Raw genomic sequence first — 24,115 nt, 5'->3', positions numbered from 1 at the left:
CGGGGTGCGAGGGGGGCGTCAGCGCACGCGGCGGCGCGGCAGGAAGACGAAGACCGCTCCGCCGAGCAGGATCGCCGTGCCGGCCACGAAGCCGAGTGCCCGAAGCCCGCCGTGGTCGTTCGCGCCGGTCTCGGCCAGGCCTCCGCCGGAAGAGGACGAGGACGAGGACGACCCGGAGGACGACCCGGAGCCCGACGTCGTCGCGCCGGAGACGCCGCCCGCCTGCTTCTGGACGTCAAGTTCCAGTGAGACAGCGGTCTTTGTCGCCTTGCAGGGAATCGTGATCGGGTCGGATCCGGCACTCAGCGTCACGACGATCGTCAGATCACCTGGGCTGAGCGTGGCCTTGCCGTCCGCTCCGGGCTTGTACGTGCCCGTCATATCGCCGAGCGAGACCGGGTCGCCCGTGTTGAGGGCGTCCTTGTTGGCAGGGCCCTCGACCTTGAGCGAGCCGCTGTCATCGCCGCCGACCGTGATCACCATGGAGGGCTTCAGCGCGCCCGCGGGCAGCGGGGCGGGGCTGTTCATCACGCCCTTGGCGGTCTTCACCGTGAGGTCGTAACTCCCGCCGCTCTTCTTGGCGTTGATCGTCGCCGAAGAGTCGATCTTGGCGGGGCCGGGCGAGGTGCAGGCGAAGGACGTGGTCACGGTCTTGCCGGCGAAGTCGGTCTGACCGTCATCGCCGCCGGAGGTCGAACCACCGGACGTCGTGCCACCGGACGTCGTGCCACCGCCGGTCGTGGATCCGCCCGAAGTCGTACCGCCGGTGTCACCACCCGTCGCCGTGCCTCCGGAGGTGGTCGTCCCGCCGGAGGTCGAGCCGCCCGAGGTCGTCGAACCGCCCCCGGCGGCCGTCACCTTGATGGTGGCAGCGGCCGGCACCGCCTCCTTTGGCGTGCACTTCGTGTCCGTCGAGTAGGCGGTGATGGTGTACGCGTCCGGGGTCAACGTGACATCACCCGCCGTCGTCAGCTTGACCTTGCCCGTCATGTCGGACAGCACCATGTCGCCGCCCTTGGGAATCTCCGGGTTCTCCTGCGGCCCCTCCATCGCGATGTCCGCGGTCTGCGCACCGGACGCCTTGAGAGTTCCCGTGGGCTTGACCGAGTCCTTCGGCAGGACGATGAGGTCCGGATTCTTGGACGCCGCCTGGACGAACTTCCACACGACCTGGATCTCGTCGCCCACCTTCGCCGTCGCCGGTGCGGTGATCTCCACCTTGGTGGTGCCCTCGACAGGGTCCAGGCCGGAGGCCGCGGGCGGTATGCACTCCGTCTTGTACGACACTTCGGCGGCCTGCGCCGGGACCGCGGCCACTCCCAACAGGATGCCCGCGCCGCCGAGCATCAGCGCGACCCCGGCCGCGCTCGTTCTGCGGCCTCCGGGCACAACTCTCCGTCGCCTGTTCACGTGTTCCCCTTCGTCGTCGGACTGGTGTCGTGCGGTGCGGAGAGCTGACCGTTCGCCGCGGTCCCCGGAACGTTGTCCGGCGTGAACCACGGCAGGGTCGGGTTCGTAGCCGTGCCGGGTGGCACGGGTGTGGCCGCGGACGCGCTCGCTCCGGGCACACGGGACGGGCTCGCCTTGGCCATGCGGAACGGGGCCGGCCTCGGCACCCGGGAGGCGAGTTCGGGCAGGCGCAGGCTCCGGTGCCGGCCCGCGCGCCCCGCCGACCTGCGCGGACGCACCCGGTCCACCACGGCCATCCCGATCCGGAACACCGCGGCCGGCACCACCACGCCTAGCAGGATCCAGAAGAGGGTCACCCCCCAGGGACGGCCCACCCCCCAGGGCTGCTCGGCGAGGACCTTGCCGCCGTACCGCAGCGAGACCGTGTAGTCGCCGTGCGCCCCGGCCGCGAGCTCGACCGGCAGCTTGATCTGCGCCTTCTTGCCGGGTGCGATCGTGCCGCGCCAGTCCTGTTCCTCCCACTGCGGCGCGAACACGCCGTGGGAGGTGCCGATCTGGAACACGGGGTCCTTGACGGCGGCGGTGCCGATGTTGCCGACGGTGAAGACGAGTTGGCGGGAGGGCGGCGCTCCGAACCAGGTCAGCAGCCCGCTCGACCCGTCGAGGCGGGTGTCGGTGAGCACCGAGAGCCGCCCACCGCCCACCTCCTTCGGCAGTGGTTCGACCGAGTGCCCGGCGACCATGAAGATCGCGTCGGCCTGCGCCTTCTCCCCCGTGACCGTGGCGACGTGCACCACGCACGGGCACGGTTCGGGCGGCTCGGTGACCGGCAGTTCCTTGCTGAAGTGGCCCTGCGCGTCGGTGGTGACGGCCCGGCCGTCGGCATTGGCGCAGGAGTTGGTGCCGCCGATCACCCCCCGGGACGGCACGGCCTGCCCGCAGATCAGCATCATCAGCAGGGTCTTCGGCCGCCATCCGTTGCCCGTCACGGTGATCGAACCGCCCGTCCCCGCCTCGGACCTCGACAGGCTCACGCCGGGTTTTCCGGCCGCGGACGCCGGGGACACCGGTCCCGCCAGCGGGGCCAGGACGAGCGCGAGCGCCGCCACCAGCGCCGACATCCGCGCCTTGCCGCTCAGGACTCCGCTCACGACACCGCTCCCGTCCACTCGACTTCCGTACGCGGCCGTTCACTCGTCCCGCCGTCCGTCGTACGACGCCTGTGACGTCGTACGCCCCACCAGGCGCCCAGCACCGTGAGCCCCGCCCCGGCGGTGGCCGCGAGCGCGCCCCACGGCACGAACCGCACCGACGCGGACGCCGTGGCGCGCGCCCCGCCCGCCGCCGTCACCGTCAGCCGCACGTCGACCGCGTCCAGCGCCGGGGGGTCGCGCCAGGGCTCGGTGAGCGTGACGCGGCGGCCGGGCAGGAGGTCGAGGGGCAGGGTGCGCGGGGCACGGTCCAGGGCCCGGCCGAGGACGCCGTCGGCGCGTACCGCGAGTTTCGGGGTGAGCACGGTGTTGCCGCGGTTGACCAGCTCGTACGAGATGCGCCCGCCGTGCACGGCGACGTGCTCGACGGTGAGCGCCGACACCGCGGGACCGCCGACCCGCAGCTGGACCCGGACCGCCGAGGACCGGCCGCCGGCGCCCGCCACGACCGCGCCGGGGTGGTCGCCGGGCGTCGCGCCCGCCGGGACGCTCACGGTGAACGGCACGTCGGCCCGGGTGTGCGCGGGCACCCGCAGCGAGAGCGTGCGCACCGGGACCCGGCGGCCGCCCCGGTCTCCCGCGAAGGCGATCCACGCGCCCGTGTCCGTGGACTTACCGGCGGCGCGCACGGTGAGGTCGCCGTCCGCGGTGTTGTCGGCGTCCGCGCCTCGCAGCCGCACGGTCACGGGCCGCGCGCCCGGGTTGAGCACGGACACGGAGTCCTGCAGCACCGTGCCGGGCGCGCCCTCCGCGTAGACGTACGGCCGCCCGCCCGGCGCGCTCGCGGACGGCGCGAGGGACCAGCCGTCGTCGGCCGCGGCCACCGGGGCGGCGGCGGCCGACAGCAGCACGGCGACGGCACAGCGGAGGACGGGGGCGTACGGCATCGGCGGCTCCTGCTGGTCGTACGGTCGTACGGGGGCGCGGCGCCCTCAGCGGCGGTTCGTCTGGTGCCTGCGGGTCAGCCACAGCGTGCCGGCCGCGCCCGCGAGCAGCACCGTGCCGCCGAACGTGCCGAGGGCGATCGCCGAGTCGGCGGGGCCGGTCTGCGGGAGCTGGCCGCCGGAGTCGGTGCCGGTCGAGCCCGTCGAACCGCCCGAGCTGCTGGATCCACCGCCGCCCGCCGCCGTGACGTCGAGGGTCAGCGACGGCCCGGGGTTGTTCGTGGGGGTGCAGGTGGTCGTCGTACCGAGCGCCTTGATCGTGAGCACGCCCGCGGTGAAGGTGACCTTGCCGGTCTTCTTCGGCGTGTACGTACCCGACAAGTCACTGATCTTGATGGGAGTGTTGGCGGGGATCGCGGCCGCGTTGGCGGGGCCGCTGACGGCCACCGTGCCGCTGTCCGCGCCGCCCACCTTGATCACGGCGCTCGGGCTCATCGCGCCCTTGCCGAGCTCCACCGGGCTGGAGGAGACGCCCTTCTGCCAGGACATGGTGAGCTTGTAGCCGCTGCCGCTCTTGACGCTCTTGATGTCGATGGGCGAGACGGCGCTCTTGTCGCCGATCGGCGTCTTGCACTGGTAGTTGACGTTCACCACGGCGGCCTCGGCGGCGGGGGCGGCCATCAGCACCGCCGAGCCGGCCAGGGCCGCGGCGAACGCGAGCGCGGCGGTTCGTTTCTGGTACGTCCGGTACGACACCTCGGGGCCTCATTCCTGACGGAACATCAGATCGGCCGTCAAGGTACGCCCGGTCCCTTGTGGAGGGAAGACAAAGTGCGCGCCGGATCCGAGGAGATCCGGCGCGCGTTCGGCAACGTACGAAGAAGGGTTCGAACCGCGGGTAACCCAAGGTGGGAGTTGCACCCGGGATCGGGTGGGACTACGCGGGCGCCCCGAGTTCCGCCCACACCGTCTTGCCGGTGACCCCCGGAGTGCGTACGACTCCCCAGTCCAGGCACAGCCGCTGCACGATGAACATGCCGTGGCCGCCGGGGCGGCCGGCGCGGTGCGGGGTGCGCGGGGCGGGCTGGCCCGCGCCACGGTCGGAGACCTCGACGCGCAGCACCTTGTTGTCGCAGGCGATCCGGAGCTCGTCCGGACCCTCGGCATGCAGGCAGGCGTTGGTGACGAGTTCGGAGACGACCAGCAGGACGTCCTCGGCGGCGGCCCGCCGGTCGGCGCTCGCGGCGGGCAGCCAGCCCCACGCGTGCAGCGCCTGGCGGGCGAAGTCGCGGGCCAGCGGCACGACGCCGCTCTCGCCGTCGAAGCTCAGTCTGCGGGCCTGACGCCCCCCGGACGGGACGGCCAGGCCGCCGCCCCCAGGTGCCCCGGAAGCGCCGCCGTCGCCCGACTCCGGGCCGCGGTCGCCCGGCGAGTAAGGCCGGGTGGTGCTCATCAGCGCTTCACCTCACCGATTCACCAGTTTCACGATTCAAGACTCAGTACTCAGCATGTGGTACGCGCCGCGGTGCTTCCGCACTCAGGGCGTTCCGGACGAATATCTACGACGATCACCTACGACGTTCCCACCGATTGTTGCCGACATAGTCAGGATGTCTCCTGCCCGACCGATCCGTCGGAACACCCCCTTTGTGCGACGGGGATCGTGTGACGCGGGCGATGCCGCGATCGCAGGGGGGACTCCGGAGCATGCCGAGGCGGGGCCACGACCACCCCGGCTAGTCGGCCAGGGCCGCATCGAGCGTCTCGTGGACGGTGAAGACGGCCTCGGCCCCGGTGATCTCGAAGACCCGGGCCACCACCGGCAACATCCCCGCCAGGTGGACTCCGCCCCCCGCGGCCTCGGCCTTCAGCCGGGCGCCGAGCAGTACGTTCAGCCCGGTGGAGTCGCAGAACTCCAGTCGCGAGCAGTCCACGACCAGTCGCGAGTGCCCCCTGTCAAGGCAGTCCTCGAGTGGCTCACGCAACAATTCAGCCGTGTGGTGATCCAACTCACCCGCGGGGGTCACGACGGCGCTTGAGCCCTCTTCCCGCACCTCGACTAGAAGCCGGCCCGACTGTGCGCTGCCGACCGTCTGGCGGTCCATGCCGTCTCTCTCCCGAGCGTCGCGACTGCTGATGTACGCACTCGAACACTACGCCTTCCTCACGATCCCCGACACCCGAACAACCCCCTGAAAATGGACATTTCACCGCGCAACGCACTTGCGGGCGACGCGCGAAAGCGGGTAGGGCTAGTAGCGACACCTATTCGACACGGCCGGCTTCGGAGGCGCCGCACACCGCAGTGCACGCATTGGCATCGGCGGCCATATGCCGAGAACGATGGAGGACACCATGTCACCCCGGCTCGACGCATCGCAGACCCAGACGGCGACGTCGGCACCCTCTCTGGAACGCCCGGAGCGTCTCGACGAAACCGGAACCAGCGGACTCGACGGACTCGACGGACTTCCCGAGATCCCCCCGTACGACGAGGTGGGACCGGTGGACGCACGGGCCCTGTCCAAGACCCTCTTCGAGCGGCTGGAGTCCCTCGAAGAAGGCACCCACGACTACTCGTACGTGCGCAACACGCTGGTCGAGCTCAACCTCGCGCTGGTCAAGTTCGCCGCCTCCCGCTTCCGCTCCCGCAGCGAGCCGATGGAGGACATCATCCAGGTCGGCACGATCGGCCTGATCAAGGCGATCGACCGCTTCGAACTGAGCCGCGGCGTCGAGTTCCCCACCTTCGCGATGCCGACCATCATCGGCGAGATCAAGCGCTTCTTCCGCGACACCTCCTGGTCCGTGCGCGTACCGCGCCGACTGCAGGAACTCCGTCTCGACCTGGCCAAGGCGGGCGACGAACTCGCCCAGCAGCTCGACCGGTCGCCCACGGTGGGCGAGTTGGCGGAGCGCCTGGGCATCACCAACGACGAGGTGGTCGAGGGCATGGCCGCCTCGAACGCCTACACGGCCAGTTCGCTGGACGCCCAGCCCGAGGAGGACGACTCCGAAGGCGCGCTCGCGGACCGCATCGGTTACGAGGACCACGGCCTCGAGGGCATCGAGTACGTGGAGTCCCTCAAGCCCCTGATCGCCGAACTCCCCTCGCGGGACCGGCAGATCCTCTCGCTGCGCTTCGTCGCCAACATGACCCAGTCCGAGATCGGTGACGAGCTCGGGATCTCGCAGATGCATGTGTCGCGGCTGCTGTCGCGGACGCTGGTGCGACTGCGCAAGGGACTGACGGTCGAGGACTGACGGTCCCCGCCCCCTCCGGCACCTCTTCTCGGCTGAGAGCGGTCCGGCGCCGACGGCGCCGGGCCGCTTTTTTTCTTGCGTCTCCTTCCCTCCCTCTTTCCTCAAAGGGCCACCCCCGTCACTATGAGCACTCCAAACTGGCTGGTATGTCAGGACGGGAGCGAGTGACCGCACGGGGTACGAGGAGGTCGGCACATGGCTCAGGACGACGCGGGCGCGTCCGACACGCGGCTCACCGAACTGCTGAGCGCCGACACCCCCAGCGCGTATCCGGCCCTCCAGGAGCTCCGCGAGCGGCACCGCCCGTCCGCCCTCGCCTACGCCCGCCTGTGCACCCGTAGCGAGTCGGCCGCGCGGCAGCTCGCGGCGCAGGCGTTCACCCTGGCGGCCCAGGAGACGGCGCGCGGCTCGAACCCGAGCGTCCCCTGGCGCCACCGGCTCCTGCTGCTGGCGGGGCAGGTGGCCGCCTCGTGGGCGAGGGACGAACGGGCCGCGGGCCTCGACCCCGGTCTGCTCCTCGTGCTGAGCGCGGCCGGCCCCGGCGGGCCCGTGCCGCCCATGCTCGCCCCGTTCCAGTCCCTCCCGTCCCGCACCCAGGGCCTGCTCTGGTACGGGGCCGTGGAAGAGGAACCCGCCGACCGGGCGGCCGTCCTGCTCGGCCTCACCCGTGAGGACGTGACGTACGGCGCACAGCCCGCGTTGCACGCCCTGGGCCAGGCCTGCCTGAAGTCCCGGCTCGCCGCCTCCGACGACCCGCGCTGTGGGGACTTCCGACGGCTGATCGAGGAGTCGCTACGGCCGGACAACCCCCGTTCCAGCCCCGATCTGCACGCCCACATGGCGCACTGCGCGCACTGCACGACGGCGTACGAGGAGCTGTCCGCCCTGCGTGACCATCCGCGCACCGCCCTGGCCGAGGGACTGCTGCCGTGGGCGGGCACGGCGTACGTCATGAGCGAGGCGGACGAGCCCCGGCCCGGCGTCCCCGCCTCGTCGGGGCCCTGGCCGCCGTCCCGCCGTTTCGTCCTCACCTCGGCGGCGGCCCTCGGCGTCGCCCTGGTGCCGCTGCTGTTCGTCGTGCTGTCGTCGGGCGGCTCGCCGTCCCAGAACACGGCGGGCTCGGTCACCACCCCGTCGAGCGTTCCGCAGGTGACGGTGACGGCGACCGTCTCGGCGACCCCCTCGCCCCCGGCCCCGCTGCCTTCCGCGACCAGCAAGTCCCCTTCCCCGACGCGGAGCCCCTCCCCCTCGAGATCGGCCAGTCCCACGCCGTCCCCCACGCCCACCCCGGCCCACCCGCCGGGCAGCGGCTACGCCCAGGTCGTGAACCTCGCCTCGGGCCTGTGCCTGGACATCCGCGACGGCGATCTGACACAGGGCACGGACGTCGTCACGGCCCCCTGCACCTCGGCCCGCACCCAGCGGTGGCGGGTCGACTCCGGGCGCGGCGTCCTGCAGTCGTACGCCGACTCCGACCTCTGTCTGGACAGCCGCGGCTCCGTCGACAACGGCGTCGGGATCTGGGACTGCGGCTCGATCGACGGCAGCCACGGCCAGAACCTGAGGTTCACCGTGGACGACGACGGCGTGATCCGCCCGTCCATCGCCGTCGAGACCGCGGTCACGCCGAGCGGTGGCGACGGCCTGTCCCTGCTGCCGCTCGACGGGGGCACGAGTCAGCGGTGGCGGGCGGGGGCCTCGTGACCCCGGCGTCCTGACCCGGGCGCCGTGACCCCGGCCTCGCGGCCGCGGACTCGTGCCCCCGGCGTCAGACCTCGCGTGCGCCGCGCCGCCAGACGCCGGTGACCAGCGGTACACCCGGCCGGTAGGCGAGGTGGACGTGGCTGGGCGCGTCCAGGAGGACGAGGTCGGCGCGGGCGCCGACGGTGAGGCGGCCGATGTCCGTGCGGCGCAGGGCCGCCGCGCCGCCCGCCGTGGCCGACCAGAGCGCCTCGTCCGGGGTCATCCCCATGTCCCGTACCGCCAGCGCGACGCAGAACGGGACGGAGGAGGTGAAGGACGAGCCCGGGTTGCAGTCGGTGGAGAGGGCGACGGTCACGCCCGCGTCCAGGAGGCGGCGGGCGTCCGGCCACTCGGCGCGGGTGGAGAACTCGGCGCCGGGGAGCAGGGTCGCGACCGTGCGGCCGTTCGCCAGGGCCTCGACGTCCGCGTCCGTGAGGTGGGTGCAGTGGTCGGCGCTCGCCGCGTCGAGTTCGACGGCGAGCTGGACGCCGGGGCCGTACGAGAGCTGGTTGGCGTGGACGCGCGGGTGCAGGCCCTTCGCCTTGCCGGCCGTGAGGATCGCGCGGGCCTGGTCGCCGTCGAAGGCGCCCTTCTCGCAGAAGACGTCGATCCAACGGGCGTACGGGGCACAGGCGTCGAGCATCTCGCCGGTCACCAGGGCCACGTACGCGGCCGGGTCGTCGGCGTAGTCCGGGGAGACGATGTGCGCGCCGAGGTAGGTGACCTCGTCGGTGTGCGCCGCCGCGATGCGCAGCGCGCGGGCCTCGTCCTCGACGGTCAGGCCGTAGCCCGACTTGGTCTCGAAGGTGGTGGTGCCCTGGCGCAGGGCCTCGTGGAGGTAGTGCGTGAGGTTGCGCTCCAGGTCCTCGTCACTGGCGGCGCGGGTGGCGGCGACGGTGGTGCGGATGCCGCCCGCCGTGTAGCCGCGGCCCGACATGCGGGCGTTGAACTCCTGGGTGCGGTCGCCCGCGAAGACCAGGTGCGAGTGGGAGTCCACGAAGCCCGGAATCACGGCCCGGCCGCCGGCGTCGACCCGGTTGTCAGTGGCGGGTGCTTTTCTTGAGTCACCGGTCCACGCGATGCGGTCGCCTTCGATGACGACGGCCGCGTCCTGGATCAGACCAAGGGGGGATCCGTCGCCGAGGGAGGGATCGTTGGTGACCAGACTGGCGATGTTGGTGATGACGGTGGTCGTGCCGGTGGTGCTGCTCATGGCGTCCTCGTGGGGGCGGAGTTCGGCGGTCGTCTCTAGGCGCGCAGGGCTTCGACTGCCTGCGCGAGGGCCTGCGGCACCTCGGGAACCAGGGCGTGCGCCCCGTCGCGTACGACGTGCCGGCCGCCCACGACCGTGTGCCGTACGTCGGCCGCCGTCGCCGCGAATACGGCCGTCTCGGCGCCCAGGCGCGGCACCGGTCCCGCTGTTCTGACCGAGTCGAGGGCGATCGTCGTGAAGTCGGCGAGCGCGCCCGCTTCGAGGATGCCCGCGTCCTGCCAGCCGAGGGCCGCGTGGCCGTCGGCGGAGGCGGCGCGCAGCAGGGCGGCCGCCGTCCAGTGACCGCGGGTGCGGGTGCGCAGGCGCTCGTTCAGCTCCATCGCGCGGGCCTCTTCGAGGAGGTCGATGACGGCGTGGCTGTCGGAGCCGAGGGAGAGGGGCGAGCCGGCTCGCTGGAGGGCGGCGGCGGGGCCGATGCCGTCCGCCAGGTCCCGTTCCGTCGTCGGGCACATGCACGTGCCCGTCCGGGAGTCGCCCAGCAGCGCGATGTCCTCGTCCGTGAGGTGCGTGTTGTGGACGCCGGTCGTGCGGGGGCCGAGCACGCCGTGGTCGGCGAGGAGCCGCGTCGGTGTGCACCCGTGGGTGGCCTGGCAGGCGTCGTTCTCCGCCGTCTGCTCCGACAGATGCACGTGCAGCGGGGCCTGCCGCTCCTCGGCCCAGCGCGCGACCGTCGCCAGCTGTCCGGCGGGCACGGCCCGTACGGAGTGGATGGCCGCACCGATCCGTGCGTGATCACGGTCCTTGAGAAGTGAAGAGCGTTCCGCCCAGGCCTCCGCGCTGCCGTCGGAGAAGCGGAGCTGGTGGTGGTTGGGCGGCTGTCCGAAGCCGGAGGACACGTAGGCCGTGTCGAGGAGGGTGATCCGGATGCCGGCCTCGCCCGCGGCCGCGACGAGCGCCTCGCCCATCGCGTTCGGGTCGGCGTACGGGGTGCCGCCGGGGGTGTGGTGCACGTAGTGGAACTCGCCGACGGCCGTGACGCCCGCGAGCGCCATCTCCGCGTACACGGCGCGGGCGAGCGCGTGGTAGGTGTCCGGGGTCAGCCTGTCCGCGAAGGAGTACATGATCTCGCGCCAGGTCCAGAAGGTGCCGGAGCCGACCTGGACGGTGCCGCGCAGGGCGCGGTGGAAGGCGTGCGAGTGGGCGTTGGCGAGGCCGGGGAGGGTGAGTCCGCGGAGGATCTCGGCGCCGGGGGGCGGGGTGGCGGTGTTCTCGCGGACGGCGGTGATCCGCCCGTCCGTCACGTCCAGGGCCACGCCCGGCTCGACGTGGGTGTCGAGCCAGGCGTGTTCAAGCCAGTACGTCTGCGTCACCTGCAGGCCAGCCCTTCGAGTACGTCGGCGAGTGCGGTCACCCCGGCCACGCAGTCGTCCTCGGCGGCGTACTCGGCCGGGGAGTGCGAGACACCCGTGGGGTTGCGTACGAACAGCATGGCGGTCGGGACGGTCCCGGAGAGGATTCCGGCGTCGTGTCCGGCACCCGTACCCAGGACGGGAACCGTGAGTCCCGCGGCCCTTTCCCCGTCCTTGCCCAGGATGCGGGCGAGCTCGTCGCGCAGGGCGTGCTCGAACTCGACGACGGGGGTGAACGACTCGCGGACGACGTCGAGTTCGACGCCCTGGGCCTCCGCGTACTCGCGGGCGGCCTTCTCGACGCCGGTGACGACCGTGTCGAGGGTCGCCTGGTCGGCGGCGCGGGAGTCGAGCCAGCCGCGCACGAGGGAGGGGATGGCGTTCACGCCGTTCGGCTCGACGGAGATCTTGCCGAAGGTGGCGACGGCACCGGCGAGCTGGGCCTCCCGGCGGGCGGCGAGCACGGTCTCGGCGTACGACAGCATCGGGTCGCGGCGGTCGACGAGCCGGGTGGTGCCCGCGTGGTTGGCCTCGCCCCGGAAGTCGAAGCGCCAGCGGCCGTGCGGCCAGATGGCGCTGGCGATGCCGACCTGGTCACCGCTGAGGTCGAGGGCGCGGCCCTGCTCGACGTGCAGCTCGACGAAGGCGCCGATGCGGGCGAGGCGCTCGGGGTCGGGACCGATGGTGTCGGGGTCGTATCCGGCGCGCTCCATGGCCTGCGGGAGCGTGATGCCGTCGCCGTCGGTCAGCCGGTGCGCCTGCTCGACGGTGAGCTGTCCGGCGGCCAGCCGGGAGCCGACGCAGGCGAGTCCGAAGCGGGCACCCTCCTCGTCGCCGAAGTTGACGATGGCGAGGGGACGGGTGAACTCGGCATTCCTGGCGCGCAGTTCGTCCAGGGCGGCGAAGGACGACACGACGCCGAGGGGCCCGTCGAAGGCCCCGCCGTCGGGCACGGAGTCCAGGTGGGACCCGGTGACGACGGCGTCGCCCTCGGCGGGGTCGCCGAGCCAGGCCCACTGGTTGCCGTTGCGGTCCAGCTCGTAGCGCAGCCCGCGGGACTCGGCCTGGGCCCGGAACCAGTCCCGGCAGTCGGCGTCGGCCCCGGTCCAGGCGAAGCGGCGGTAGCCGCCGGAGGCGGAACTGCGGCCGATCGGCAGCAGCTCCGCCCACATGCTGTGGAAGGTCACGCGGCGCCGCCCTCGTCACCTTCGCGCATCGGGATGCGCACGCCGCGCTCCTGGGCAACGGACTCGGCGATGTCGTACCCGGCGTCGACGTGACGGATGACGCCCATGCCGGGGTCGTTGGTGAGCACGCGGCGGATCTTCTCGCCGGCCAGCTTGGTGCCGTCGGCGACGGACACCTGGCCGGCGTGGATGGAGCGGCCCATGCCGACGCCGCCGCCGTGGTGGATGGAGACCCAGGAGGCGCCGGAGGCGACGTTCACCATGGCGTTGAGCAGCGGCCAGTCGGCGATCGCGTCGGAGCCGTCGAGCATGGCCTCGGTCTCGCGGTACGGGGAGGCGACGGAGCCGCAGTCGAGGTGGTCGCGGCCGATGGCCAGGGGCGCGGCGAGTTCGCCGGACGCCACCATGTCGTTGAAGCGCTCGCCGGCCTTGTCGCGCTCGCCGTAGCCGAGCCAGCAGATACGGGCGGGCAGGCCCTGGAAGTGGACGCGCTCACCGGCCAGCTTGATCCAGCGGTGCAGGGACTCGTTCTCCGGGAAGAGGTCGAGGATCGCCTTGTCGGTCTTGGCGATGTCGGACGCCTCGCCGGAGAGGGCCGCCCAGCGGAAGGGGCCCTTGCCCTCGGAGAAGAGGGGACGGATGTAGGCGGGGACGAAGCCGGGGAAGGCGAACGCCCGCTCGTACCCGGCGAGCTGGGCCTCGCCGCGGATCGAGTTGCCGTAGTCGAAGACCTCGGCGCCGGCGTCCATGAAGCCGACCATCGCCTCGACGTGCTTGGCCATGGACTCACGGGCGCGGGTGGTGAAGCCCGCCGGGTCCTTGGCGGCCGCGTCGGCCATGTCGTCGAAGTCGATGCCGATGGGGAGGTAGGCCAGCGGGTCGTGGGCCGAGGTCTGGTCGGTCACGATGTCGATGGGGGCGCTCTCGGCGAGCATGCGGGGCAGCAGTTCGGCGGCGTTGCCGAGGAGGCCGATGGAGAGCGGCTTGCGCTGGTCGCGGGCCTCGACGGCGAGCTGGAGGGCGTGCTCCAGGGAGTCGGCCTTCACGTCGAGGTAGCGGTGCTCGATGCGGCGCTCGATGGCGCGCGGGTCGACGTCGATACAGATCGCGACGCCGTCGTTCATCGTCACGGCGAGCGGCTGGGCGCCGCCCATGCCGCCGAGGCCCGCGGTCAGGGTGATGGTGCCCGCGAGCGTGCCGTTGAACTTCTTGGCGGCGACGGCGGCGAAGGTCTCGTAGGTGCCCTGGAGGATGCCCTGGGTGCCGATGTAGATCCAGGAGCCGGCGGTCATCTGGCCGTACATGGTGAGGCCGAGGGCCTCCAGACGGCGGAACTCCTCCCAGTTGGCCCAGTCGCCGACCAGGTTGGAGTTGGCGATGAGGACACGCGGGGCCCACTCGTGGGTCTGCATCACGCCGACGGGGCGGCCGGACTGGACGAGCATCGTCTCGTCCTGCTTGAGGGTCCGCAGCGTGCGGACCATGGCGTCGAAGGAGCGCCAGTCGCGGGCGGCCTTGCCGGTGCCGCCGTAGACGACGAGCTTGTCGGGGTGCTCGGCGACCTCGGGGTCGAGGTTGTTCTGCAGCATCCGCAGGGCGGCTTCCTGCTGCCATCCCAGGGCACTCAGTTCCGTACCGCGCGGCGCTCGGACGGGGCGGGGTCCTGACATGGTCTGCCTCCTAGCGGACTGTTGCAGTAGATATTCACATCCTGGCTTCTTGAATAGAGCTAGTCAATAGATGAGGTGGGCCAGCGGGGGCGTGGCGCGGATGTTTGGCTGGGATGTATGGGCACAGACAGGGACACGACGGAGGATTCAGTGAGCGATGGGGCAGCAGGGACCAGGGTGCCTTCGACGGGGACGCCGTCGACCGGGATGTCTTCAGCGGCGGCGCCTTCGGGTGGGGCTTCGGCGAGCGGGGCACCTTCGGGTGAGGCGCCTTCGGCGGGCGGGGCGCCTTCGGGTGGGGCGCCCTCGGCGGGCGAGTCCGGCTCCGATCGCGTGGCGCGACGCGACGATGCCGTCCGGGCCGCCGTGGAGCATGGACTGCTGGGGCCCGAGGCCCCCATCATCGCCCTCCTCGACGTTCCCGGCATCAAGGCCTCGGTGGCGGAGCTGCGGGCCGCCTTCGACGCGGTGACGGCGCCGGGCACACCCGTGCTGCACGCCTTCGCGGTGAAGGCGACCCCGCTGGTGCCCGTACTGCGGCTGCTGCACGAGCACGGCATCGGCGCGGAGGTCGCGAGCCCCGGCGAGCTCGCCCTCGCGCGGGCGGCCGGAGTGCCGCCCTCCGAGACCGTGCTCGACTCACCCGCCAAGACGATCGCCGAGCTGCGCGAGGCGCTGGCGCTGGGCATCGCCGTCAACGTGGACAATCCACAGGAGCTGGACCGCATCGACGGCCTGGTCGGGGACCTGACAGGCGGAGCGAACGGCGGTCCGATGGCGTCCTCGCGCCCCCGCTCCCCCATCGGAATCCGGGTGAACCCGCAGGTCGGCGGGGGTTCCATCGAGGCGTTGTCCACGGCGACGGCGACCTCGAAGTTCGGGGTCGCGCTGCGCGACGAGGGTGCCCGGGAGTGGATCGTCCAGGCGTACGCCGACCGTCCGTGGCTGACCCGGCTGCACGCGCACACCGGATCGCAGGGCATCCCGCTCTCGCTGATGGCGCGGGGGATCGCGGAGACGTACGCACTCGCCGAGGAGATCAACCGGCGTGTCGGGCGGCAGCAGATCGACACGCTCGACATCGGCGGCGGACTGCCGGTCAACTTCGGCTCCGACGTCACGACCCCGACGTACGCGCAGTACGCACGGCTGCTCGCCGAGGCGGTGCCGGGGCTCTTCGACGGGCGGTACGGGCTGGTCACCGAGTTCGGGCGGTCGCTGCTGGCCAAGCACGGGACCGTGGTCGCGCGGGTCGAGTACGCGAAGTCCGCCGGGGGCCGGCCGGTCGCGGTCACGCACGCCGGGGTGCAGATCGCGACCCGCACGGTGTACGCGCCCGGGTCCTGGCCGCTGCGGATCGCCGCGTACGACGCGTTGGGGCGCCCCAAGGCGGGGCCGGACGTCGTCCAGGACATCGCGGGGCCCGCCTGTTTCGCGGGCGACCTGCTCGCCGAGGGGCGCGCGCTCCCGCTGCTCGAACAGGGTGACTACGCGGCGGCGTTGGACACGGGCGCGTACTACTTCGCCCACCATTACGCGTACAACTCCCTGGCCCGACCGGGCGTTTACGGCTTCGCGTCGGTCGAGGGCGGCAACGGCAACGGGGGTAGGGACGTGCGGTTCGCGGTCGTACGGGAGCCGCAGGGCGTCGAGGAGATCGTCGCGGAGTCGGGCGGCGCGCGGCCGACGGCACTCACGGCGCTGTAGCCCCCGGCACCCAACACCTGGCACCCGGCACCCGGCACCCGGCACCCCGAAATAGAACACGGCGTGCGTGGCCTCGACGCGCACCCCGGCGGACCTGCGAGCGCCCCCTGGCGCGCCTTCACAACGCCCTGACCGGCATCCGAACAGCCTCAAGAGGACTGAAAATATGGTCAGTTGACCCACCTTAGCCACCGCGCGCATGTTCCACAGGAAAATGCCAGATCCCTCACCCGTCGCGCACACGTTGCGTAACTTCGGCGTCACTCGGCCGAACCCTTTGGCGGGAGGGGATACGTGGTGCCCGGAATCGACGAGTGCCTACTGGAAGCCATGCGACTGCCCGGTGCCCGGGGCGCCGCGGTGGTCGACTGGACCAGCGGGCTGGCCCTGGGCACGGTCGGGGACGCCCCGGGCGGTGACCACGAGACGACCGCGGCGGAGGCAGCCGAGCTCGCCCGGCTGGCCGCGGAGCACAAGGCGTTCGCCCCGTCCGACGGGTCCGACTGGTCCGAGCAGGAGACCCCGGTCGAGGACCTGATCGTCAGCAACCGTGACAGCTACCACCTGCTGCGGTTCGTCAGGACCACGTTCGACAGCAGCGTGTTCCTGCATCTGTGGCTGGACCGGGCGGACGGCAATCTCGCGCTGGCCCGGATCCGGCTCGGCGAGATGGCCGGACGGCTGGTACTGGGATGACGACGGTCAGAACACCGCCCGCACTCGAACTCGCCGTGCACAAGGACAGCGGCCAGGACCACGGCCGCAACAACGACAGCAACAACGACAACGACAGGGCGGCGGTCCCTGTCGGCCTCTCGCCCATGCTCAGCCGACTCGCCGCCGAGCGGGCCACCGGCGTGCTGGTGCGCGAGCGCGGGGTGCTCTACCTCTGTGACGGAGAGGTCGTGCACGCCGAGAGCCCCGCCACCCCCTCGCTCGACGTACTGCTCACCGCGCGCGGAGTGCTGGCGGCCGAGTCCTGGCGGGAGGCGGTCGCCGAGGCCGGGGCGCGGCGGCGGGTCGGGCGGTTCCTGGTCGAGCGCGGGCGGATCGCCGAGGGCGCGCTGGAGCTGTGCCATCTCGGGGCGCTGTACGACGCGGCGTACTTCGTGCTGGGGCCGAGCAGCACTCCGGCCCGGTTCCGGTACGGGGCCGCGCACTGGCTCGGCCCCGTGCGTCCCGTGCCCGTGGCCGCGGTGGAGCGTGAGACGCTGCGCCGCCGCCAACTGCTGCACCGGGTCTGGCCCGACCCGGCGACGGACACCGCCCCGTTGGCACGCGCCCGGCGCGCCGCCGAACCGTCGGTCCCCCTGCGCCAGTGGGCCGTGCTCGGCCGAGTGGACGGTCTGCGGACGGCGTCGGACATCTCGCTCGCCCTGGGGCGGCCCGCGTTCCACACCCTCGTCGACGTCCGTCGGCTGGCCGCGGCCGGGTTCGTCACGGCGGCGAACGCGCCGGAGCGTGCGCCGTTGCCCAAGGTGCTCACCCAGCCTTCCGCCGATCCCGACGTCGCGTTGTTGCGTCGGCTCCGAGACGCGCTGGAGGCCCTGTGATCCGCGCGCTGCGACAGCGTGCCGAGAGGAGACTGCTGATGGCGGCGGAACCCGAAGTCCTCGACGAGCTGCACCGGTTGAGGGCCCGCGTGCCCCAGCTGACCGGTGCGCTGGCGGCCAGCGTCGACGGACTCGTGCTCGCCCACGACACACCCGGAGTGGAGCCCGAGGGCGTGGCCGCGCTCACCGCGGCCGCGCTGGGGGTGGCCGTGCGGATGGCGGACGCCACCGGGCAGGGCGAGTTCCGCGAGCTGCTGGTGCGCGGCGTCGACGGCTATGTGGCGACGTACGCGGCGGGCGGCTCCGCCGTGCTGACGCTGCTGGCCCAGGACCGGGTCAACGTCGGCCGGCTGCATCTGGAGGGGCGCCGTTCCGGTACCCGGATCGGCGAGCTCGTCGAGGCCGCGACGGCGCGCGGCGAACCCGTCGCCCCGGCGCGGGCTCCCACGCGGCCCGCCTCCATGCCGACGCGCACCCGTACGGCGCGCGGCACTCCCCGAACGCCCCCCACCCCCAACACCCCTACCGCATCGGAAAGCTGACCGAAGAGTCGGACCGAAGGTCGGGCCGAAGTCGGACCGAAAAGTCGGACCGACAAGCCGAAAGGAAGAACCACACCATGACCAACACCGAAACCGCGCTGAAGGAAGCACTCGCCTCGATCGAGGGCGCGACCGGAGCCGCCCTCGTCGACTACACCAGCGGAATGGCGCTGGGCACGATCGGCGGCAGCAAGGGCTTCGACCTCACCGTGGCGGCGGCGGGCAACACCGACGTCGTCCGCGCCAAGATCCGCACCATGGAGCACCTCGGACTGAAGGGCGAGATCGAGGACATCCTGATCACGCTGTCCGACCAGTACCACCTGATCCGGCTGATCAAGGGGCGCGGCGGCAACGGGCTCTTCCTGTACCTGGTGCTCGACGCCAAGCGGTCCAACCTGGCGATGGCCCGGCACCAGTTGAAGAGGATCGAGGCGGACCTCGAGGTGTAGCGACCCCCTGTCGCCGCCTCGGGTCAGCGGCGTCGCGCTCCGCCGGGCGCGGCGTCGCCGGCCGCCACTCCGGTGGCCCGGCAGGCCTTCACCGGCTTTCCGGCGGGAGCCCCGGCACGTCGGCCGAGCCAGTCGACGCGCACCCAGATCAGCGCCTCCTCGGCGCGTTCCCGGCGCCCGAGCCAGCCGGCCTTGAGCCACAGCCCGACGCCCGCGCCGGCGAGCAGCATGCCGCCCGCGGCGGGCACCGCGAAGGAGCTGCCGAGCGCGGCCACGAAGGCGAGCAGCAGCCACCAACGATGGCCCCGGCGCCAGTTGCGTACCGTCACGGCCCGGTCCTGGAGCACGTCCTGCTTGCCGGCGCGTGCGGCCGAGCGAACGAGTGCGGCGTACCGCTTCCTGCGGGTGTACGCCACCACGACGCCCGCGAGGATGAACAGCGCGGCCCCGGCCATGACCCCGATCCGGCGTCCGGTCAACCCCGGCAACAGCACCCCGATACCGGCCGCGAACACCCCGAACCACCACAGCGGTGCCGCCCCGGCTCTCACCACGACGGCCACCCGAGCCAGCCCCTGCCCTCCGCGCGCCACGTTCTCCGCCTCCCGTGCTTGCGTCTTCAGCGTCTTTGGGCGCGCACGCTAACGAGCGAAGGTGAGACGAGTCTGAGAAGCGGGGCCACTCCACCGAACCGTGACTACTCCACGAACAGGCCCCTGGCCGCCGCCCGCGCGTCGAACTCCTCCAGCCGCGTCTGGGCGTCCGGGATGTCGTCGCACATCGCCTCCAGCAGGACGCGCCCGAGGAGCATCGGGGAGCAGGCCGTGTCGAAGGCGAGCCCGGTGCCGACGGCGGCGGGCAGAAGGAGGTCCGAGACCTTGGCGACCGGCGCGAACGCGGAGTCCGCGACCGTCACCACCGTCAGCCCGGCCCCCTTGGCGTAGGCGAGCGAGTCCACGACCTCGCGCGGGTGGCGGGGCAGCGCGAAGCAGAGCAGGGCGGTGGCTCCGGCGTGGACGGCCGCGTCGATGCGGTCGTGCAGCATGGTGCCGCCCTCGTGCAGCAGCCGAACGTCCGGGTGGACCTTGGCGGCGAAGTACGCGAAGCCGTACGCCTGGGAGGCGGCGGCGCGCAGCCCGAGCACCGGGAGCGGACGGGAGGCGGCGAGCAGCCGTCCCGCGCGCTGCACCGGGCGCGGGTCGGCGAGCACCTCGGCGAGGTGCTTCAGGTTCTCGATCTCGGCCTCGACGGCCTGCTGGTACTCGTTGTACGAGCCCGGGGCCACCGTCTGTTCGGTGGGCGCGACCTCGCGCAGGTGCTTGCGCAGCGCCGGGTAGCCGTCGAAGCCGAGCGCGACCGCGAAGCGGGTGACGGAGGGCTGGCTGACCCCGGCGAGTTCGGCGAGTTCGACGCTGGAGAGGAACGGCACGTCGGCGGCGCTGCGCACCATGCTGTGCGCGATGCGCCGTTGGGTGGGCGTCAGCCGGTGCCCCTCGAAGAGCGCCTGCAGGCGCCCGGCGGGACTGTCCATCACGCTCTCGTCGGCCTTCACGCCGGCATTCACGTCGGCCTTCATGCCAGCCTTCACGCCGGCCTTCACCTCGGCCTTCACTTCGGCATTCACGTCAGCCTTCGCCTCCGCGCTCACGTCCGTGCTCCTGTCCACGCTCATGACTCGCTCCCCCTCCAGATGTCCGTGAACCGGTCGAGCAGCGCGGCCGCCGCCGTCACGTCGTCCGTCAGCGGCCGGTCGGTCTGGTCCAGGCCGAGCACGGACTCGGCCAGTTCCATCGCCCGTCCGACCGGCAGCTCAGGGTCGGGCCGCAGATCGCGCTGGCGCAGCGCCCGTACGGCGGAGACCAGTTCGCAGCCCACGACGAGACGGTAGGCACCGCACGCCCGCAGTGTCTGCCGTGCGGCGAGCGAGGCGAAGCTCGCCTGTTCCTCGACGCCCCGGGAGAGTACAGCGTGGCCGAGCGAGGCGGGCGCGGAGAAGGCGCGCAGGTCGCCGAGGGCGGCCGCGGCGGCGTACTCCAGGATCATCACGCCGGAGGACGCGGGCTCGTGGTCGGCGAGGAAGGGGCGCAGGCGGGTGTAGGCGGGTTCGTTGAGGGTGGAGAGCCGGGAGGTCGACAGCCGCGCCACCTGTGTGACGGCGAGCCTGAAGTGGTCGAGGGCGAGGGCGAGTTGGGCCTGGTAGAAGCCGCCATGGTGGTACGCGGCCATGTCCTCGGGCGAGATGAGGGGGTTCTCGGCGGCGGCGTTGATCTCGACGACCAGGACCTCTTCGAGGGCGTCCGCGGCGTCCTGCGCGGGCCCGTGGATCTGCGGGACGCACCGGAAGCCGTACGGGTCCTGGATCCGCCCGAGCGGCGGGGTGGGCCGGTCCGCCGCTCCGATCAACTCCCGCATCCGACGCGCGACTTCGACCGAGCCCTTGTGCGGGCGTGCGGCGTGCACGGGCGCCGCGTACGCCTCGTGCGATCCGTCGACGGCCAGCAGGGACAGCGCGGCGACGACCTGGGTGGCCTCGATCAGCCCCCGCAGCTCGTCCAGGGCGAGCGCGGACTGCCCGAGGGTGAGGGCGTTGCTGCTGATGAGGGCGAGGGCGTCGTTGTTGTCGAGGGGCTGGGGTTCGGGGGGCAGGCCCTGCCCGACGGACGACACCTCCTCCCCGAAGGACGTCACCCTCTCCCCGAGACCGAGCGGCGACGGCCCCTGGGCCTGGACCGACGGAGCCTGTACCTGGGGCGGCGCACCCTGCTCCGGGGACCGCGACTCGGACCGTACGGCCGACACGGACGACGTCCGTGAGGCGTCCGGCCCCCGCCAGGGATGCTCCCCCACCAGCGCAAGCCCCACCTGGGCCAGCGCCGCGATGTCCCCCGTACCCACCGACCCGAACTCGTTCACGACCGGGTACGCGCCGGTCTCCAGGGCCTCGCACAGCGCCGTGACGACGGTGGGCCGCAGGCCCGCTCCGCCCGCCAGGAGCTGGTTGGCGCGGACGGCGAGCATGGCCCGGACCTGGCGGGCGGGGAGCTCCTCACCGATGGCACCGGCGTGGCTGCGCAGCAGGCGCAGCCCGTGCTCGGCGGCGGCCTCGGTCGGCACGTCCTCGTTCCGGTTGGCGCCGACGCCGGTGGAGCGCCCGTAGACGCGACCGGTGGCGGCGATCTGCCGGGCGGCGTCCCAGGACTGCTCGACGCGCTTCATCGCCTCGGTGCCGGGAACGGGCCGCGCGGCCCCGTCGGCGAGCCGCACGATGTCGGTGACACCGGTGCTGCGCCCGTCGAGCACCACCAGACCGGCGGTGAGACCGGCCACCACCGCTCTCGACGTGTCCGCATTCCGAGACGACATAGAGCAAAAACTCCCCTCAATCCGGACATTGGATCTTGCCTGGTGGTCATAAGTAACCAGCGATTAACACCGGACCGTTGACAACCTATTCAGGTACAGAGAACTCTGCATGACGATATGCAGACCGGGCAAGGGACACCTCATGATCCAGTTCGACACGGTCCACAAGCGCTTCCCCAACGGCACCACCGCAGTCCACGATCTCTCTCTGGAGATGCCGGAAGGCGGCGTGACCGTCCTCGTCGGATCTTCCGGTTGCGGTAAGACCACCACCCTCCGGATGATCAACCGGATGGTCGACCCGACCTCCGGCACCATCCGCGTCGGCGGCAAGGACGTCCTCGAGCAGGACGCGGCCGAACTGCGCCGCTCCATCGGGTACGTCATCCAGCAGGCCGGCCTCTTCCCGCACCGCACGGTGCTCGACAACATCGCCACCGTGCCGCTGCTGCTGGGCTGGGGCCGCAAGAAGGCCAGGGCGCGGGCGTCCGAGCTCCTGGAGACCGTCGGCCTCGCCACCGACGCGGGCAAGCGCTACCCGCACCAGCTCTCCGGCGGCCAGCAGCAGCGCGTCGGCGTGGCCCGCGCGCTCGCCGCCGACCCGCCCGTCCTGCTCATGGACGAGCCCTTCGGCGCGGTCGACCCGGTCGTCCGCACCCAGCTCCAGGACGAACTGCTCCGCCTCCAGAAGGAGCTCAGCAAGACCATCGTCTTCGTCACCCATGACATCGACGAGGCCGTCCGGCTCGGCGACCAGATCGCGATCTTCCGCACCGGCGGCCATCTCGTGCAGTGCGCGACCCCGGCCGACCTGCTCGCCCGCCCCGCGGACGACTTCGTCGCCGACTTCCTCGGCGCCGAGCGGGGCCTCAAGCTCCTCTCGCTCCAGCACCTCGCCGACGTACCGCAGGGCCCGGCCCCCGAGGGCGGCGCCTGGACCCTCGTCCTCGACGAGGCCCGCAAGCCGCGGCACTGGCGTGCGACGGCGGACGACGCCGAACTCCCCGTACGACCGCTCAAGGACACCGACTCCCTGCTCGCGGCGCTCAACGAGTCCATCGCCTCGCCCACCGGACTGGTGGCACGTGTAGACGCCGACGGCGTCCTCACCGGCGTCACCTCCCGCGACGACATCCACGAGCACGCGAGCAAGGCGCACGGCACCCACGGCACCGCGAGCGTGGCGATATGACCGTCGACTGGTCCTGGATAGGCGACCACACCCACGACCTCACCTCCCTCGCCCTCTCCCACCTCCAGGCCGCGCTGCTGGCCGTCTTCTTCGGCCTGCTGATCTCCCTCCCGCTGGCCGTCGTGGCCCACCGGGTGCGCGCCCTGCGCGGCGTGCTCCTCGGCCTCTCGAACGTCCTCTTCACGATCCCGTCGATCGCGATCTTCGTCCTCCTGCTCCCGGTGAGCGGCCTGACCCGCACCACCACGGTCATCGGCCTGACGGTCTACACCCTGGTCGTTCTGCTCCGGAACACGGTCGAGGGCCTCGACTCGGTCCCCGTGAAGACCAAGGAAGCCGCCAAGGCGATGGGCACCCGCCCGCTGCGGACCCTGCTCACCGTCGAACTCCCGCTCGCCCTCCCCGTGATCATGGCGGGCGTGCGGATCGCGACGGTCATGTCGATCTCCCTGGTCTCCGTCGCCACCTACATCGGCGACGGCGGACTCGGCCAGCTCTTCACGGACGGCTTCCAGCGCAACTTCCCGACACCGGTGATCGTCGGCGTGGTCCTGACCCTGCTGCTTGCGCTGGTCGCGGACGCGCTGCTGGTCGCGATCCAGTACGTACTCACTCCGTGGACGAGGCGGCGAGCCTGACATGTACGAACTCTTCAAGAACCTCGCCAAGTGGCTGGTCAGCGGCGATCAGTGGGCCGGCACCGACGGCATCGCGCACCGGATCACCGAGCACCTGGAGTACTCGCTCTTCGCCACCCTCATCGCGGCCGCGATCGCGCTCCCGCTCGGCCTGCTGATCGGTCACACCGGCAAGGGCGCCTTCCTCGCCATCAACCTGTCCTCCTTCGGCCGGGCGCTGCCGACCGTGGGCCTGGTCGTCCTGGTCTTCCTGGTCAGCGGCCTGTCGCTGTGGTCGGTGTACGTGGCCCTCGTCGTCCTCGCGGTACCGGCCATCGTCACCAACACCTACGCCGGCATGAGCGCCGTCGACCCGGAGGTGAAGGACGCGGCTCGGGGCCAGGGCATGCGCGGCCACCAGGTCCTGTTCCAGGTCGAGATCCCGCTGGCCCTCCCCCTGATCATGACGGGCCTGCGCCTCTCCCTCATCCAGGTGGTGTCCACCGCCACGATCGCCGCGTACGTCAGCTTCGGCGGCCTCGGCCGGTACGTCTTCGACGGCCTGGCGCAGCGCGATCTCGTCCAGGTCCTCGGCGGGGCGGCGCTGGTCGCGATCGTCGCCGTCGTGCTCGACCTCGCGCTGGCCGGACTCCAGCGCTACCTGTTCCGTCACCGTCGTACCGCCGCCCACTGAGGAG

Annotated in this window: 24 protein-coding genes; 11 read left to right on the top strand and 13 right to left on the bottom strand. The window is 72.1% G+C overall.

The features are described 5' to 3' along the window. Window positions 1-18: 18 nt before the first annotated feature. The 6 genes from KVT44_RS43105 to KVT44_RS43080 form a co-directional block, all read right to left on the bottom strand. Window positions 19-1,347: a hypothetical protein gene (locus KVT44_RS43105; protein WP_217573458.1), complete on the bottom strand. Its 1,329-nt coding sequence runs from the start codon at window positions 1,345-1,347 to the stop codon at window positions 19-21. A 59-nt stretch (window positions 1,348-1,406) separates the two neighbouring features. Further along, window positions 1,407-2,531 carry a hypothetical protein gene (locus KVT44_RS43100; protein ID WP_217573456.1) on the bottom strand — a complete coding sequence of 375 codons (1,125 nt, stop codon included), beginning with the start codon at window positions 2,529-2,531 and terminating at the stop codon, window positions 1,407-1,409. 26 nt (window positions 2,532-2,557) lie between these two features. Further along, window positions 2,558-3,508, bottom strand: coding sequence for a hypothetical protein (locus KVT44_RS43095; RefSeq protein WP_217573396.1), 951 nt, complete (start codon window positions 3,506-3,508; stop codon window positions 2,558-2,560). Window positions 3,509-3,553: 45 nt separating this feature from the next. Further along, window positions 3,554-4,261 (bottom strand): LPXTG cell wall anchor domain-containing protein, encoded by a 708-nt coding sequence (locus KVT44_RS43090; protein ID WP_217573394.1) that lies wholly within the window; start codon window positions 4,259-4,261, stop codon window positions 3,554-3,556. 181 nt (window positions 4,262-4,442) lie between these two features. Continuing rightward, window positions 4,443-4,958 (bottom strand): ATP-binding protein, encoded by a 516-nt coding sequence (locus KVT44_RS43085; RefSeq protein ID WP_099922298.1) that lies wholly within the window; start codon window positions 4,956-4,958, stop codon window positions 4,443-4,445. Window positions 4,959-5,241: 283 nt separating this feature from the next. Beyond that, window positions 5,242-5,610 carry an STAS domain-containing protein gene (locus tag KVT44_RS43080; protein ID WP_190171939.1) on the bottom strand — a complete coding sequence of 123 codons (369 nt, stop codon included), beginning with the start codon at window positions 5,608-5,610 and terminating at the stop codon, window positions 5,242-5,244. Between the two features lie 238 nt (window positions 5,611-5,848). On the opposite strand from KVT44_RS43080, the gene KVT44_RS43075 reads away from it, so the two are divergent. Both KVT44_RS43075 and KVT44_RS43070 read left to right on the top strand, forming a co-directional pair. Then, window positions 5,849-6,769, top strand: coding sequence for an RNA polymerase sigma factor SigF (locus KVT44_RS43075; protein ID WP_254650682.1), 921 nt, complete (start codon window positions 5,849-5,851; stop codon window positions 6,767-6,769). A 195-nt stretch (window positions 6,770-6,964) separates the two neighbouring features. Next, window positions 6,965-8,473: an RICIN domain-containing protein gene (locus KVT44_RS43070; protein ID WP_217573392.1), complete on the top strand. Its 1,509-nt coding sequence runs from the start codon at window positions 6,965-6,967 to the stop codon at window positions 8,471-8,473. A 64-nt stretch (window positions 8,474-8,537) separates the two neighbouring features. Here KVT44_RS43070 and hutI read toward each other — a convergent pair whose 3' ends face one another. Genes hutI through hutU form a run of 4 tightly spaced genes read right to left on the bottom strand, consistent with a single transcriptional unit; the run spans window position 8,538 to window position 13,991 of the window. Then, window positions 8,538-9,725 (bottom strand): imidazolonepropionase, encoded by a 1,188-nt coding sequence (hutI, locus tag KVT44_RS43065; RefSeq protein ID WP_217573390.1) that lies wholly within the window; start codon window positions 9,723-9,725, stop codon window positions 8,538-8,540. A 35-nt stretch (window positions 9,726-9,760) separates the two neighbouring features. Further along, a complete protein-coding gene (locus KVT44_RS43060) occupies window positions 9,761-11,095 on the bottom strand; it encodes a formimidoylglutamate deiminase (protein WP_229889250.1) in 1,335 nt (444 codons plus the stop codon). Beyond that, entirely contained in the window at window positions 11,092-12,321 is a 1,230-nt protein-coding gene (locus KVT44_RS43055) for an allantoate amidohydrolase (RefSeq protein ID WP_217573388.1), read from the bottom strand. The genes KVT44_RS43060 and KVT44_RS43055 overlap by 4 nt, the downstream gene beginning before the upstream one ends. Beyond that, a complete protein-coding gene (hutU, locus tag KVT44_RS43050) occupies window positions 12,318-13,991 on the bottom strand; it encodes a urocanate hydratase (protein ID WP_060901824.1) in 1,674 nt (557 codons plus the stop codon). Before hutU ends, KVT44_RS43055 begins: the two co-directional genes overlap by 4 nt. A gap of 113 nt (window positions 13,992-14,104) precedes the next feature. Between hutU and KVT44_RS43045 the strand changes: the two genes are divergently transcribed. From KVT44_RS43045 to KVT44_RS43020, 6 genes are all read left to right on the top strand, one after another. Continuing rightward, window positions 14,105-14,257 carry a hypothetical protein gene (locus tag KVT44_RS43045; protein ID WP_217573463.1) on the top strand — a complete coding sequence of 51 codons (153 nt, stop codon included), beginning with the start codon at window positions 14,105-14,107 and terminating at the stop codon, window positions 14,255-14,257. Between the two features lie 67 nt (window positions 14,258-14,324). Beyond that, the gene (locus KVT44_RS43040; RefSeq protein ID WP_308314265.1) at window positions 14,325-15,698 is read left to right on the top strand and encodes a diaminopimelate decarboxylase; all 1,374 of its coding nucleotides are present in this window, start codon (window positions 14,325-14,327) and stop codon (window positions 15,696-15,698) included. Between the two features lie 297 nt (window positions 15,699-15,995). Further along, the gene (locus tag KVT44_RS43035; protein WP_054236907.1) at window positions 15,996-16,394 is read left to right on the top strand and encodes a hypothetical protein; all 399 of its coding nucleotides are present in this window, start codon (window positions 15,996-15,998) and stop codon (window positions 16,392-16,394) included. A gap of 125 nt (window positions 16,395-16,519) precedes the next feature. Beyond that, a complete protein-coding gene (locus KVT44_RS43030; protein WP_254650691.1) occupies window positions 16,520-17,251 on the top strand; it encodes a transcriptional regulator in 732 nt (243 codons plus the stop codon). A gap of 38 nt (window positions 17,252-17,289) precedes the next feature. Then, window positions 17,290-17,793, top strand: coding sequence for a roadblock/LC7 domain-containing protein (locus KVT44_RS43025; protein WP_099925626.1), 504 nt, complete (start codon window positions 17,290-17,292; stop codon window positions 17,791-17,793). Window positions 17,794-17,870: 77 nt separating this feature from the next. Next, complete coding sequence (locus KVT44_RS43020; protein WP_054231414.1) at window positions 17,871-18,245, top strand: hypothetical protein; 375 nt, start codon at window positions 17,871-17,873, stop codon at window positions 18,243-18,245. A 23-nt stretch (window positions 18,246-18,268) separates the two neighbouring features. Here KVT44_RS43020 and KVT44_RS43015 read toward each other — a convergent pair whose 3' ends face one another. From KVT44_RS43015 to KVT44_RS43005, 3 genes are all read right to left on the bottom strand, one after another. After that, window positions 18,269-18,838, bottom strand: coding sequence for a hypothetical protein (locus KVT44_RS43015; RefSeq protein ID WP_217573384.1), 570 nt, complete (start codon window positions 18,836-18,838; stop codon window positions 18,269-18,271). A 104-nt stretch (window positions 18,839-18,942) separates the two neighbouring features. After that, entirely contained in the window at window positions 18,943-19,776 is an 834-nt protein-coding gene (locus KVT44_RS43010; RefSeq protein ID WP_190171992.1) for a MurR/RpiR family transcriptional regulator, read from the bottom strand. 137 nt (window positions 19,777-19,913) lie between these two features. Next, on the bottom strand, window positions 19,914-21,608 hold the full coding sequence (locus KVT44_RS43005) for an aromatic amino acid ammonia-lyase (RefSeq protein WP_217573383.1): 1,695 nt from the start codon (window positions 21,606-21,608) through the stop codon (window positions 19,914-19,916). A 142-nt stretch (window positions 21,609-21,750) separates the two neighbouring features. Here KVT44_RS43005 and KVT44_RS43000 point away from each other — a divergent pair, with 142 nt between their 5' ends. The 3 genes from KVT44_RS43000 to KVT44_RS42990 are packed head-to-tail and all read left to right on the top strand — an operon-like array spanning window position 21,751 to window position 24,111. Continuing rightward, entirely contained in the window at window positions 21,751-22,800 is a 1,050-nt protein-coding gene (locus KVT44_RS43000; protein ID WP_217573381.1) for an ABC transporter ATP-binding protein, read from the top strand. Next, window positions 22,797-23,438 (top strand): ABC transporter permease, encoded by a 642-nt coding sequence (locus KVT44_RS42995; RefSeq protein WP_099922288.1) that lies wholly within the window; start codon window positions 22,797-22,799, stop codon window positions 23,436-23,438. The genes KVT44_RS43000 and KVT44_RS42995 overlap by 4 nt, the downstream gene beginning before the upstream one ends. Before the next feature lies 1 nt (window position 23,439). After that, window positions 23,440-24,111: an ABC transporter permease gene (locus KVT44_RS42990; protein ID WP_099922287.1), complete on the top strand. Its 672-nt coding sequence runs from the start codon at window positions 23,440-23,442 to the stop codon at window positions 24,109-24,111. The last annotated feature ends 4 nt before the right edge of the window (window positions 24,112-24,115 follow it).

The sequence above is a fragment of the Streptomyces sp. GbtcB7 genome, assembly GCF_019091445.1.
GTDB lineage: Bacteria > Actinomycetota > Actinomycetes > Streptomycetales > Streptomycetaceae > Streptomyces > Streptomyces mirabilis.
Note: the sequence above shows the minus strand (reverse complement) of the source record. Positions and strands in the feature narration are given on the sequence as shown.

Excerpts from the sequence above, each read along its gene's own strand:
- KVT44_RS43005 (WP_217573383.1), bottom strand. The coding sequence starts at position 21,608 with ATGTCGTCTCGGAATGCGGACACGTCGAGAGCGGTGGTGGCCGGTCTC.
- KVT44_RS43105 (WP_217573458.1), bottom strand. The coding sequence starts at position 1,347 with ATGCTCGGCGGCGCGGGCATCCTGTTGGGAGTGGCCGCGGTCCCGGCG.
- hutU (WP_060901824.1), bottom strand. The coding sequence starts at position 13,991 with ATGTCAGGACCCCGCCCCGTCCGAGCGCCGCGCGGTACGGAACTGAGT.
- KVT44_RS43025 (WP_099925626.1), top strand. The coding sequence starts at position 17,290 with ATGGCGGCGGAACCCGAAGTCCTCGACGAGCTGCACCGGTTGAGGGCC.
- KVT44_RS43000 (WP_217573381.1), top strand. The coding sequence starts at position 21,751 with ATGATCCAGTTCGACACGGTCCACAAGCGCTTCCCCAACGGCACCACC.
- KVT44_RS43030 (WP_254650691.1), top strand. The coding sequence starts at position 16,520 with ATGCTCAGCCGACTCGCCGCCGAGCGGGCCACCGGCGTGCTGGTGCGC.
- KVT44_RS43010 (WP_190171992.1), bottom strand. The coding sequence starts at position 19,776 with ATGGACAGTCCCGCCGGGCGCCTGCAGGCGCTCTTCGAGGGGCACCGG.
- KVT44_RS42995 (WP_099922288.1), top strand. The coding sequence starts at position 22,797 with ATGACCGTCGACTGGTCCTGGATAGGCGACCACACCCACGACCTCACC.
- hutI (WP_217573390.1), bottom strand. The coding sequence starts at position 9,725 with ATGAGCAGCACCACCGGCACGACCACCGTCATCACCAACATCGCCAGT.
- KVT44_RS43085 (WP_099922298.1), bottom strand. The coding sequence starts at position 4,958 with ATGAGCACCACCCGGCCTTACTCGCCGGGCGACCGCGGCCCGGAGTCG.
- KVT44_RS43070 (WP_217573392.1), top strand. The coding sequence starts at position 6,965 with ATGGCTCAGGACGACGCGGGCGCGTCCGACACGCGGCTCACCGAACTG.
- KVT44_RS43020 (WP_054231414.1), top strand. The coding sequence starts at position 17,871 with ATGACCAACACCGAAACCGCGCTGAAGGAAGCACTCGCCTCGATCGAG.
- KVT44_RS43045 (WP_217573463.1), top strand. The coding sequence starts at position 14,105 with ATGTATGGGCACAGACAGGGACACGACGGAGGATTCAGTGAGCGATGG.
- KVT44_RS43075 (WP_254650682.1), top strand. The coding sequence starts at position 5,849 with ATGGAGGACACCATGTCACCCCGGCTCGACGCATCGCAGACCCAGACG.
- KVT44_RS43100 (WP_217573456.1), bottom strand. The coding sequence starts at position 2,531 with ATGTCGGCGCTGGTGGCGGCGCTCGCGCTCGTCCTGGCCCCGCTGGCG.
- KVT44_RS42990 (WP_099922287.1), top strand. The coding sequence starts at position 23,440 with ATGTACGAACTCTTCAAGAACCTCGCCAAGTGGCTGGTCAGCGGCGAT.
- KVT44_RS43095 (WP_217573396.1), bottom strand. The coding sequence starts at position 3,508 with ATGCCGTACGCCCCCGTCCTCCGCTGTGCCGTCGCCGTGCTGCTGTCG.
- KVT44_RS43080 (WP_190171939.1), bottom strand. The coding sequence starts at position 5,610 with ATGGACCGCCAGACGGTCGGCAGCGCACAGTCGGGCCGGCTTCTAGTC.